The 12,577-nt window shown below is 43.4% G+C and carries 9 protein-coding genes; 6 read left to right on the forward strand and 3 right to left on the reverse strand.

The window, feature by feature from the left end; genetic code table 11:
- Nucleotides 1-11 precede the first annotated feature (11 nt).
- The gene (locus ACLI09_RS11225) at nt 12-920 is read left to right on the forward strand and encodes a FecR family protein (protein ID WP_411419719.1); all 909 of its coding nucleotides are present in this window, start codon (nt 12-14) and stop codon (nt 918-920) included.
- Nucleotides 907-3,429 (forward strand): carboxypeptidase-like regulatory domain-containing protein, encoded by a 2,523-nt coding sequence (locus ACLI09_RS11230; RefSeq protein WP_411419720.1) that lies wholly within the window; start codon nt 907-909, stop codon nt 3,427-3,429. The genes ACLI09_RS11225 and ACLI09_RS11230 overlap by 14 nt, the downstream gene beginning before the upstream one ends.
- Before the next feature lie 16 nt (nt 3,430-3,445).
- On the opposite strand, the gene ACLI09_RS11235 is transcribed toward ACLI09_RS11230, so the two are convergent.
- Nucleotides 3,446-4,588: a methionine aminotransferase gene (locus ACLI09_RS11235; RefSeq protein ID WP_411419721.1), complete on the reverse strand. Its 1,143-nt coding sequence runs from the start codon at nt 4,586-4,588 to the stop codon at nt 3,446-3,448.
- A 1-nt stretch (nt 4,589) separates the two neighbouring features.
- Nucleotides 4,590-5,264 carry a GDSL-type esterase/lipase family protein gene (locus tag ACLI09_RS11240; RefSeq protein ID WP_411419722.1) on the reverse strand — a complete coding sequence of 225 codons (675 nt, stop codon included), beginning with the start codon at nt 5,262-5,264 and terminating at the stop codon, nt 4,590-4,592.
- A 191-nt stretch (nt 5,265-5,455) separates the two neighbouring features.
- Between ACLI09_RS11240 and ACLI09_RS11245 the strand changes: the two genes are divergently transcribed.
- Both ACLI09_RS11245 and ACLI09_RS11250 read left to right on the forward strand, forming a co-directional pair.
- Nucleotides 5,456-6,850, forward strand: coding sequence for a hypothetical protein (locus tag ACLI09_RS11245; RefSeq protein ID WP_411419723.1), 1,395 nt, complete (start codon nt 5,456-5,458; stop codon nt 6,848-6,850).
- Between the two features lie 39 nt (nt 6,851-6,889).
- Nucleotides 6,890-8,788, forward strand: coding sequence for a CASTOR/POLLUX-related putative ion channel (locus tag ACLI09_RS11250; protein ID WP_411419724.1), 1,899 nt, complete (start codon nt 6,890-6,892; stop codon nt 8,786-8,788).
- A 99-nt stretch (nt 8,789-8,887) separates the two neighbouring features.
- On the opposite strand, the gene ACLI09_RS11255 is transcribed toward ACLI09_RS11250, so the two are convergent.
- On the reverse strand, nt 8,888-9,607 hold the full coding sequence (locus ACLI09_RS11255) for an NUDIX hydrolase (RefSeq protein ID WP_411419725.1): 720 nt from the start codon (nt 9,605-9,607) through the stop codon (nt 8,888-8,890).
- A gap of 262 nt (nt 9,608-9,869) precedes the next feature.
- Here ACLI09_RS11255 and ACLI09_RS11260 point away from each other — a divergent pair, with 262 nt between their 5' ends.
- Entirely contained in the window at nt 9,870-10,097 is a 228-nt protein-coding gene (locus tag ACLI09_RS11260) for a hypothetical protein (RefSeq protein ID WP_411419726.1), read from the forward strand.
- 30 nt (nt 10,098-10,127) lie between these two features.
- Nucleotides 10,128-12,527, forward strand: coding sequence for an alpha-xylosidase (locus ACLI09_RS11265; RefSeq protein WP_411419727.1), 2,400 nt, complete (start codon nt 10,128-10,130; stop codon nt 12,525-12,527).
- Nucleotides 12,528-12,577: the final 50 nt, after the last annotated feature.

Below are 12,577 nucleotides of genomic sequence, written 5' to 3' on the forward strand. Positions count from 1 at the left end.
AACGCATACTTATGAACGATGATACCCAACTTGCACGCTGGCTTGCCGGTGAACTGGACGGCCCGGAACTGGAGGAACTTAAAAAGTCGCCCCGGTATGCAACACTTATGCGCATTAAAGAGAATTTCGAGCAGATAGAGCAGCCACTATTAGACGGCGATGCTATGATGGAAAGCATATTTAAAAATCCTAAAAAGGCACCAAAAGTTGTTCCGCTATACCAGAAAGCCTGGTTTAGGGGCATAGCTGCAACTATACTGCTATTGGTTAGCCTGGGTGTTTATTTTACGCTTCCAAAAACAGTTAGCGCACCTTATGGCAAAACCCTTGCCTTTACCCTGCCGGACAATTCGGAAGTACTTCTTAATGCAGGTTCAAAATCGGGCTACAGCAGCTTTAATTGGGATAACAGCCGCAACATTGAGCTTGAGGGAGAGGCATATTTTGAGGTAGCCAAAGGAAAAAATTTTACGGTAACTACTTCCTTAGGCACGGTAACTGTATTAGGCACGCATTTTAATGTAAAAGCGCGGGAAAACCGACTTGATGTAGTGTGTTATGAAGGAAAGGTTAAGGTTACCTATAATGGAAAATCGACAATACTTACACCGCACATGGCGCTTACTGTAGAAGATGGCCAAATGGCCGGAGGCATAACGCAGGTGACCGAAAATAATCCTTCGTGGACTGGAAATACGCTTAGCTTTAGCAATGAAAAACTGCCTGCCGTACTTGCCGAAATAGAGCGCAGGTATGATGTGGATATACAAACTGATTATACAACCGCGCGCACGTTTTCGGGTGTGCTGCCGGCAAATGATATAGATGGGGCATTAAAGGCCCTGTCCCGCTTATACCATCTTAAAATTCAGGAACAAGGAACTATAATCCTGCTGAAAGCTGTTGATGCCAAAAGGTAAACTATTTACACTGCTCATCTTCTTTCTTCCCTTATATTGTATAGCGCAAACTAACGGGAATGTACCTTTAACGGCTATACTCAGGCACATTACAAAAGCTTATAATGTAAAAATAAGCTATATAGATGATGAGATTGCCCTCTATAGTCTCGCCCCACCCGATAACGATATATCCCTTGAGGCGGCTTTTGGATACATCGAAAAAAAAACAAGGTTAAGGTTTGAGGCGGTAAGTCCGGGCTACTATGTAGCCTATAACGATATAAGCGCCCAAAAACCCCTTTGCGGGCATATAATTAACCCTGGCACCGGAACTGCCATACCAAATGCCCTTGTAGCTCTATCCGGTACAGCAATAAAGGTAAGTACTGATGAAAAAGGTTATTTCAGCCTGCCCCCTGTTACCGGAAAAATTAGCATAAGCCATGTGGGTTACCGTACGGCAGAAATTGATGCAGTAGCATTATATGTACCCCCATGCCCTGTATTTTACATGGAACAACTGCCTATACAACTGCAGGAGGTGCTGGCACAGCGCTACCTGGCCAGCGGCATATCAAAAAAAAACGGCGGGCAGCTGGTAATAAAGCCTCAGAAATTTGGCATTTTACCCGGCATGACCGAACCCGATGTACTGCAAACCATGCAGCAGCTGCCGGGCGTTATAAGTGCAGACGAAACAGTATCTAACATTAATGTGCGTGGCGGTACCCACGACCAGAACCTTTTTTTATGGAACGGCATCCGCATGTTCCAGACGAGCCATTTTTTTGGGCTTATATCGGCTTTTAACCCCCTCCCTGCTACTACCATATCCATTTATAAAAACGGAAGCCCCGCTGTATATGGCGAAAGCGTTTCTTCGCTCATAGATATTTCTACCCATACCCAGCCGCAGGATAGTGCCTATAGCGCCTTTGCGGCCGATATGCTTACAGTTAATGCCGTTTCGCATGTAAGGCTATCGCCAAAAGGCAGGCTACAGGTGGCGGCCCGGAGGAGCTTTACCGATGCCTTAACTACGCCCACTTATAAAAGCTATCGCGAAAGGATATTTCAAAATACCACCATTACCGATGTACTGCAAAATGAGGGCGTACCCATACAAACCCGTGAGAAATTTTATTTTTATGACCTGTCTTTTTCCTACAGCCATGCGATAAATAAAAAACATACCTTCCTTATCGACGGTATAGGTATAGCGAACAGCCTCAGCATTTTGCAGGCTAACGCCTCTGCACGCCGTTATGACAGCCTTTTACAGCGCAGCCTGGGGGGCAGTGCGGCTATGGTGTCAAAGTGGGGTGCGAAAACCACATCTGAAATGCAGGTGTACGCCTCTGTTTATGATGTAAACGCCAGTAACGAATCTATTGAAAATGAGCAGATAACCCACCAGGGCAACACCATATTTGATAAAGGGGCACGGTTTAAATATGGCTATGATCTTTTACCGGAGCTTGATTTTAGTGCCGGATACCAGTATAATGAAATAAGCGTTAAAAATTTTGATGAGGTAAACATCCCTGCCTATTCTAAAAACGAAAAGGTGGTTTCAAGGTCGCATGCCTTTAACGGAGAGGTAAATTATAGCTCAAAAAAAGGGAGTTCAAAATTATATGCCGGGCTACGGGGAACCTATTTTGATAAGTACACCGTGTTTTTATTGGAACCAAGGGTTGTATTTACTCAAAAGCTCTACAATGCTGTAAAACTGGAAGTGTCGGCAGAGCGAAAGAGCCAGACGGTTTCGCAGGTTATCGATTTACAACAGGATTTTTTAGGAATAGAAAAACGCCGTTGGGTACTGTCAAACGATAATGACATACCAATACAAAAAAGTAAACAGGCGGCAGTGGGGCTTAACTATTCGGAAAATGGGTGGTATTGTGCTGTAGAAGGCTTTTATAAAAAAATAAGCGGCATTGCCAGCAATAGCCAGGGGTTTCAAAACCAGTTTGAATTTACCGAAAGCACCGGATACTACACCGTTACGGGGCTTGAATTTCTTTTGCAGAAAAGATTCGGCAGCTTTTACACCTGGGCTTCTTACAGTTATAATGATAACCACTATTATTTTTACGGTTTTGTACCCCCAGGCTTCAGTAACAATTTTGCTATACCGCATGCCGTTACCGCCGCCGGCACGTATGAATGGAACAACCTGCGTGCCGCCCTGGGGGCAAAGTGGCGCAGCGGTACACCGTTTACCACTCCGGTATCGTATTTTATAGACCCGGATAACCCTGCCAATTCACATATAACCTATAGCAGCCCCAATAACAGCCGCCTTGAGGATAATGTGCAGGTAAACTTTTCACTTTCAAAAACCTGGCACTTAAACAGCCGCTCGCTTTTTACGGCAAGCTGTTCGATACTCAATTTACTGAATACCAAAAACGGCATTAACCGCTACTACCGCATTAATAAAAGCAACAACAATATAGAAAGTGTAGATACTTATGGGCTAAAAAGGACACCGAATGTGAGTGTTAAGCTAGTGTTTTAATACGTTAGTAAAACCTTTAAAGCTTATCCAGCCGCTCTGCCGCACTAATAAGCACATCGTCTGTTTTTGCAAAGCAAAAGCGAATCAGCCGGTCGTCATGCCGGTCAGAATACATCCGCGATACCGGTATTGCCGCAACGCCATACTCTTTAACCAGCCGTTCACAAAAAGCAAAGTCGCCTTCATCTGAGATTGCCGAATAATCAAACAACTGGAAGTAGGAGCCCCTGCATTGTAGCGGGATAAGCCTGGTCTTGCCCATAGCCTGAAGGAATACATCCCTCTTTTTTTGATAAAATTCGGGTAGGTTAAGGTAACTGTCATTTTGGGCAAGATACAGCGCAATGGCCTTTTGCAACGGGTGGCTGGCGCTGAAAACTGTGTTTTGGTGCACCTTTCGAAGTTCATTGGTAAGCTGTTGGGGCGCTATGGCATAGCCTATACGCCAACCGGTTATGTGCAGGGTTTTACCAAAAGAGAATACCGATATTGTTCGTTCCCTAAGCTCCGGGTAAATAAGCGGGCTTTGGTGCACGGCGCCATCAAAAACCATGTGTTCATATACTTCATCGCTCAGGATTATAATGTCAGTACCTTTAACCAGCCCTGCAAGTGCATCCATATCCTCCTTATTCATAAGGGAACCGGTGGGGTTATTAGGGCTGCTTATGCATATCATAAGGGTTTTAGGCGTAATGTAGTTCGCAAATTCCTGCCAGTTTATTTTAAATTCGGGCGCTTTCATTTTGTATACAACCACCTTTCCGCCGGCAACATCTATGGACGGGCGGTAGCAATCATACCCCGGCTCAATAATAATTACCTCGTCGCCTGGCCACACAAAAGCGGCAATCGCAGTAAATATCATTTCGGTAGCGCCACAACCTATAGTAACCTCGCTATCAGGGTTCACGCTTATCCCAAAGCATTTAAGCGCCTTACGGGCAATTTCTTCACGCAGCGCAGGCAATCCGGGCATGGGCGCATACTGGCTTGTATTTTCTGCAAGGCAGCGGGCTACAAGGTCTTTAAGTTCCTGCGCCGGCTCAAAATTTGGAAACCCCTGCGACAGGTTTATGGCATTGTACTGGTTTGCCAGCCCCGACATATACGAAAATATATGCCCCTCTATATAAGGTAGTTTCGATTTAAACTTCATACTACATTTTTTTCTTTGCAGTTTCTTCTTTCAGCAAATAGGGTGCTACCGCTTCCTCCCAAATGCTGTATCCCTTCGCATTCATGTGCAGCATATCCTCCACAAAAAGTTCGGGGCGCGACTTGCCATTAGCCAGCATCGGCGTATAGACATCTACGAACACAGCATTTTTTTCCGTCGATAAAAATTTACGAATCTTGTCGTTTGCCGCTTTACATTTTTGCTGGTAGTTGTCACGCAACGGGCTTGGCTTCATGGCTATATATACAATGGGTACTTCGGGCAGTTTTGCGCGTATAGCAGTATAGAGTGAGATGGTTTTTTGCAATATTATATCGTCAGTTTTAGTGTTATCGGGGAGATCATTTTCTCCCACGTAAAGCACTATCTGTCGCGGTTTGTATTTAAACACAAGGTCGTCAACATAATGAGTTATATCGTCAGTTACGGCTCCGCCTATACCACGGTTAATAACATTATAATTGCCAAAAGCCTCCTGCAAATGCCCCCACTTGCGTATGGACGAGCTGCCCACAAAAAGTATGGGATTTTGAGCAGGCTCATAGATGTTGTCATATTTTTTTATGGTGGCTATATCCGAGTCATACTTGTGGTTTTCCTGCGCGGAACAAAGCATTGCCAGTAAGCCGAATGCTATTAAGAACCTTTTTTTCATTTTGTGTTTTGATTAATCGTAAATGTACTTAAAAATATAATATGCATTTGCCAGGGTTAAACGGCGCACTTTTTTTAACACAAATTATATTCAGATGTTTTTTTAATTAACTTTACTCCTAATTAAAATTTAAGATATTTTTAAGAGAAAATCTTTACAGTTAAATTTCAGGTATAAAACCAACCTTTATAATGGCACTGCATAACTTTTTGCTCATATTGTTTTTATCTGTTTCCTGTTGGGCACAACAAAAAGAAAACGCTAAACCGGTCTCCGGGCTTACCGGCGATGAGAAGCTCATGTACAGCATTTTAAAAGAATGTACCTTAAAACAGGCTAAAGATTCAAAGCAAGTTTATTTTTTTCCGGGGTACAATGTTAGGAACGACCGTGATTACATTACATTAAGTGTTTATTTTTATGATGCGGCTTCGCTTTACAATACTAGCCTTACTACTTATACTGCCACTTACCTTGCCACAATTCGTTTAAAAAAATATACAGAGCCTGCAAAACAGGAAGGAGGAACGGGTAGAGCTTCTTATGACTACGTTAGCAAAGACAGAGAAAGCAAGAAAAGCTTTAAACCCACATATTATCTGGTTGTAAGCGAATCTGGGGAAATAAATCCAAAATCCATTTTAGAGAAAAAAAGCGATCGACCATTTTTTAAAGACGGTAATTACACTGAAATTAAATTTGATATAAACCCTAAGGAAAATAAGGCAGACGAATCGTTATACAACATGGCGGGGCTGTCTGTAAATTTTGTAAATGACCAATATGCTGTGGTAGGCAGTAAGGGCCGTTTTGGGGTTATAGGCCCTAAAAACCAAACCCTGGTACCGTTTGATTACAATGATATAAAGTATACGCCTTTTGGGTTGCTGGCAAAAAAAGACGGCACCTATTTTTTTATCGATATAAAAAACCAACAGCTAAGCGATAGCTATAGCGAGGTAAAGTACGATTTTTGGCAGGCCATCCCGTTGTTAAAAGGCTATATGAAAGTAAAAAAAGACGGCAAGGCCACTTTTATAGACGCAAAATATAACGTGGTACATCCGTATGTATATGATGATTTAAAGCTCATATATACTACAGGTCCGCTGCTTTTCATAGGTGTCCGTAATAATAAGCAGGCCCTTATAAGCTTCCCCTCGTGGAAAGAGGTTATGTTTTTTGATAAGATTGAAAAAGTGGATGAGGAATTGTTATTCGTAGAAAATGAAGGAAAATTTGGCGTGCTCCGCAAAGACGGAAAACCGGTACTAGATATAGCGTATGATGCTATAAAACTGGAATCCTATTACACCTACCCTACACTATATTTTTCGGTAAAGCAGGGTAATAGTTATGCACTTGCACATACATCCGGGTTGCTTACCCCTTTTTTGTATGATGAATTATTGTTTTATAGTTCGCACATTCAGGTGAAAAAGGGAAATAAATACGGGTTAATAAATTACCAGGCAAAACCGCTTACAGAAATTAAGTACAACACCATAAAATACAATGAGAAACTCAAACAGTATGAAGGCACAATTAATTCTTTAGTTGAAAGAATACCCCTGGCAAAGCAATAAAATAAACCATAAACCATAAACCATAATACCTTTAAAACAATGAACAAAATTACCTCCGGTAGTAAACTACGTTACAAATTTGACAACCTTATGAGCAAGGGGCCCATGGCCATGATAGGCTTGCTCGGCCTCTTATCACTTTTAGTGGTACTCTTAGCCGGTTTTGTTATTTATCTTTTTGGCATAGGCCCGGGCGATGCCGATGCCATAGGCTTTGTAGAAGGCTCTTGGCAAAGCCTTATGCGCACGCTCGATAGCGGTACCATGGGCGGAGACGAAGGCTGGAGTTTCCGTATAGTGGCATTTTGTGTTACGCTTGGCGGTATCTTTATCATCTCAACCCTTATTGGTGTACTGAGCAGCGGTATAGAAGGCCAGCTGGAAGAAATGCGGAAGGGCCGCAGCTTTGTTATCGAAAAAGACCATACGCTTATACTCGGTTGGTCGTCTAAGGTATTTACCATAATTTCTGAACTGTGCATAGCCGGCGAAAACCAGAAAAAACCACGCATTGTAATTCTTGCCGATAAGGATAAGGTAGAAATGGAAGACGAAATACGCGACAAAATAGGCAAGATGAAAAATATGAAGGTTATTTGCCGCAGTGGTTCGCCTAATGACCTTACCGACCTTAATATTGCCAATCCGTATGATTCTAAGTCGATAATCATACTGGCACCCGAGGAAGGCAATGCCGATTCGCAAACCATAAAAACCATATTAGCCATTACCAATAATCCTAACCGGCGCACCGAGCCCTACCATATTGTAGCTGAAATTAAAGACAAAAAAAACCTTGAGGTGGCCCACATGGTAGGCAAGGATGAAGTAGAGCTTATACTTACCGACGATGTTATTTCGCGTATTATGGTACAAACCTCCCGCCAAAGTGGCCTGAGCATGGTATACCAGGAGCTCATGGATTTTGACGGCGCCGAAATATATTTTAACGACGAAAAACTGCTTGTAGGCAAAACCTTTGCCGAAAGCCTTTTTGCCTATGAAGATTCTACCGTATTTGGCCTGCAGTTTGCCGATGGTACCGTTAAGGTAAACCCGCCCATGGATTATGTAATACAGCCCGGTGATAAAGTTATTGCCATTACCGAAGACGACGACACACTTATTGTAAACAATAACCCACAGTACAAAATTGATGAGGGTATAATTGTAAACGGCCAGAGTGAAAAACCGGGTGTAGAACGTACTTTATTGCTTGGATGGAACCAGCGTGCACAAATCATTATACGGGAGCTTGATAACTATGTAGGCGCAGGTTCGTTTATAAAAGTGGTTTCTACCTTTGATAAATATGGCGAACAGGTAGCGGAAGTAGCGGGCGAACTGCAAAATATTACCATAGAATTTGCCCACCAGGACACTACCGGTAAAGACGTGCTCGACAACCTTGACGTTACAAGCTACAACAGCGTACAGGTACTGTGCTATAAAGATGACCTTGAAATGCAGGAGGCCGACTCCGGCACCCTGATAACATTACTGCACCTGCGCCGCATTTGCGAGGAGAAAGATGTAGACCTTAAAATTGTAAGTGAAATGCTCGACATCCGCAACCGGGACCTTGCGGAAGTAACCAAAGCAGATGATTTTATTGTTAGCGACAAACTGATAAGCCTGATGATGAGCCAGGTAAGTGAAAATAAAAAACTGATGGACGTTTTTGAAGACCTTATGGACAGCGAAGGAAGCGAAATTTACCTGAAGCCTGCATCTAATTACATAAAACCAGGTGAAACCACCACATTCTATACCCTGCTGGAAAGTGCCCGCCGCAAAGGCGAAATTGCCATAGGCTACCGGATACAGGCCGAAGCCTTTGATAGTGAAAAGGCTTATGGTGTAAAAGTAAGCCCCGTAAAAAGCGACGCGATTACCTTGAGCCCGGAAGATAAACTAATAGTTGTTGCGGAAGATTAGCAGCTACTTTAAACCGCTACAGCGAGATGCATTGAAGTAGAGAAATCCGATATTGTTCGACCCATAAAAAAAATCCTTTGCATAAAGGATTTTTTTTATTTAAAACTCAAAGCTAAAGCCTTTCTTAGTGAGTTTTTCATAAATTTTTTCGTCAAACTTATACAACTGTGCCGCCCTGTGCGATACATCTTTTTGTTTTTCATCCAAAGGCGCCAACAGCTTCATCCTTAAAAACTTGCGCCTGAAGTTAGACTTATCCATTACCGTTCCTAAAATTTCCTCATAAAGCCGCATCAGCTCAAAAAGGGTGAATTTTTCGGGCAAAAGGTTAAAGCCTATAGGCTCCTGTTTTACCCGGTGGCGCAGGTGCATAAGGCTGTAATCGAGTATACCGTTGTGGTCGTATATAAGCCTGGGTATGTCTTTTATTTTATACCACTGCGCAGCGCTTGCTGTAGAGCCTGCCTTAATATTATAATCTTCACGCTTTATCAGGGCATTATAGCCTATGGTTATAACCCGTCCTAACGGGAAACGGTCTGGCTCGCCAAAGGCTTTTAGTTGTTCCAGGTAAATATCATCAAGGCCAGTAAGTTCTGCCAGGATGCGGTGCGCGGCGGCATCGGTGCTTTCGGTTTCCTTAATCCAGCCACCCGGCAGCCCCCACTCCCCTTTACGTATACCTTCACCGTGCTGTACAAGCAAAACTTCCAGGCTGCCTTCGTCAAAACCAAACACTACACAGTCTATGGTTATTGCATTTATTACCGTGCGCTCTACTACTTTTCCTGACTCTTTATCTATAAATTTTTTCAGCATCGGCTTATTTCAACAATACAGGCACGAATATAGCAAAAATTAGGTAACGTGCCAGTAAACCTAAAAATTTCCGCATACTTTAATATTTAATCAAACGCTTAAGAATAATAAAATTATTATAGATAATTTTTGTTAATTTCAGAAATTTATTTCGTATAATTGTGGTCAAATTAACCATTAGAAACCCGTTTTCCGTGTTTATTTTGGTTACAACCCAGCTTTGTTATTTAAATCATTACATATATAACAATTAATGCAGTTTTTGGGAATCGATTCAGGCAGTTCTTCTACAAAACTATCGGTATTTAATACTGAAAAACAACCGATTGCTGCTTCGGTAAAACTACCTGACTTTGAGTTAGCAATTACACCTTTTTTTTTCGGCTGGCAAAATCAGTACAAAAAAGGCTTTCGTAGCTACTGTAAAGGCATTTTGCAGCAATTAGCCAAAAGTCGCGAGGCTGCATATTTTAATCGACAAAAATTATAAAAGCTTCTGTTGCTCACAAACTATAACCCCATGAACAAACAAAATTTTTATGTATTTGCAGCCGTTGCAGCCCTGTTTCTGGCAGGGACTAAAACACTCTCTGCACAGATACAAAATGCAAACGTACTTAACGTTCCTATTGACGTTAGCAAAGATTTTGAAGACTACCTTAATACCTTTTACTTTGCCGACGAACTAGCTTCGTTTGACCCTGCCACGGGCAAAGGAACTGTTAAATACCTAAGGTATAATTACAAAGCCAAACAGGCTTTTAATAACATAGAAATGAAGCCGGAACTGGTTACTGCTAACGAGTTCCCCGCTACCGAATATGAAGCAGAACCTATGCAGCCGTTTACCATACAATTTGTATCAGACCGCACAGTGCGCATAAAAATGACATCGGGGCCGCAGTTTCACCAGCCGCAGGAATCGCTTATGCTGATAAACGGTACCGCACCAAACCACCCCGAAGGCTGGAAATACAGCAAAACAGCCACCGGGCACAAATATACCGGCAAATACGGTTGGGTAGAAATTATTGCAAAGCCCTGGCATGTAAAAATATATGATGCTGCGGGAAAACTGCTTACATCAACGCTTCACAACAGCGACCTGCAAAACACCTACACCCCTACCCTGCCCTTTAGCTACGTGCGCCGCAACAGCGATTATTCCCGCAATATGGCGCCCGTGTTCAGCCTGGAGCCGGATGAAAAGATATTTGGCTGTGGCGAATCGTTTACCAACTTTAACAAGCGCGGCCAGAAAATGGTGCTCTGGACGGACGATGCTAATGGCGTGCAGAACGAAACCCAGTATAAACCCATCCCGTTTTACATGAGCAGCCGCGGCTACGGCGTATTTATGCACACCTCTGCGCCTATTACTGTTGACTTTGGTAAATACTACTCCAGCGCTAACAAAATGATGCTGGGCGACGATGAGGCTGATTTGTTCTTTTTTATCGGTGAGCCAAAAGACATCCTTGATGAATATACCGACCTTACCGGCAAAGCCGCAATGCCGCCACTATGGTCGTTTGGCCTGTGGATGAGCCGCATCACCTATTTTTCAGAGAAAGAAGGCCGTGAAGTTGCCAAAAACCTTCGTAAGTATAAAATACCCAGTGATGTTATCCACTTTGACACCGGCTGGTTTGACGTAGACTGGAGAAACAACTATGAGTTTGCATCGGCGCGTTTTGACGACCCTCAAAAAATGATGGCCGATATGAAGAAAGACGGCTTTAACGTATGCCTGTGGCAACTGCCGTACTTTACGCCTAAAAACACCCTGTTTAAAGAAATTGTAGATCAAAACCTTGCTGTTAAAGACCGTAAGGGTAATCTGCCGTATGAAGATGCGGTGCTTGATTTTACTAACCCTAAAACTGTAGCCTGGTACCAGGGCAAGCTAAAACATTTGTTTGACCAGGGCGTTGCCGTGTTTAAGGTAGACTTTGGCGAGGCAGCCCCCGCCGATGGTATTTACAGCAATGGCCGCACCGGTTTTTATGAGCACAACTTATACCCGTTGCGCTACAATAAAGCTGTGGCCGAGATTACACAAAAAGAAAAAGGCTACACCCTTATATGGGCTCGCAGCACCTGGGCCGGCAGCCAGCGTTACCCTTTACATTGGGGAGGCGATGCTGAAACCAATAACGGCGCTATTGCCGCTACGCTTCGTGGCGGATTGTCACTGGGCTTATCGGGCTTTAGTTTCTGGAGCCACGACCTGGGCGGGTTTGCAACAAAATCGCCTGAGCCGCTATACCGCAGGTGGACGCCATTTGGCATGCTTACCAGCCACGTGCGCAGCCATGGAGAGCCCCCACGCGAACCCTGGTTGTACAGCGAAGATTTTTTGAAAGGTTACCAAAAGGCCGACAATATGCGTTATGAGCTAATGCCTTACATTTATGCGCAGGCAAAAGAAAGTTCCGAAAAAGGCCTGCCCATGCTACGGGCGTTGTTTGTAGAATTCCCTAACGACCCTGGCTCATGGCTTATAGATAATGAGTACCTGTTTGGTTCAGACCTTTTAGTTGCGCCCTTGCTGGAAGAAGTTACCGAGCGCGACGTTTACCTTCCGCCGGGGCAATGGATAGATTATCAAACAAAACAAGTTTATCAGGGCGGCTGGCACAAGATCAAGGCAGGCGATATCCCTATCGTGGTTTTAGTTAGAAACGGCGCAGTTATCCCACATATAAAACTTGCGCAAAGCACCCAGGATATGGACTGGAGCAAGCTTACATTAAAAGTTTATGCTACTGGCGCTACTAACACGGCAACAGGCAAAGTGTACCTTCCGGGTGGCGATGCCGTACAAACTATAAGCATGGCAAAAAAAGGCAGCAGCTTTGAGGTGGGCACTAACCCCCTTAATGGCAAAACCACGTTTAAAACAGAATGGATAAAATAAGCTAAATACCTCGATAGTTAATTCAGCCTTGCCAGGCTTTTGAGTTTTCT

Source organism: Flavobacterium sp. RHBU_24 (assembly GCF_046613695.1).
Lineage (GTDB): Bacteria > Bacteroidota > Bacteroidia > Flavobacteriales > Flavobacteriaceae > Flavobacterium.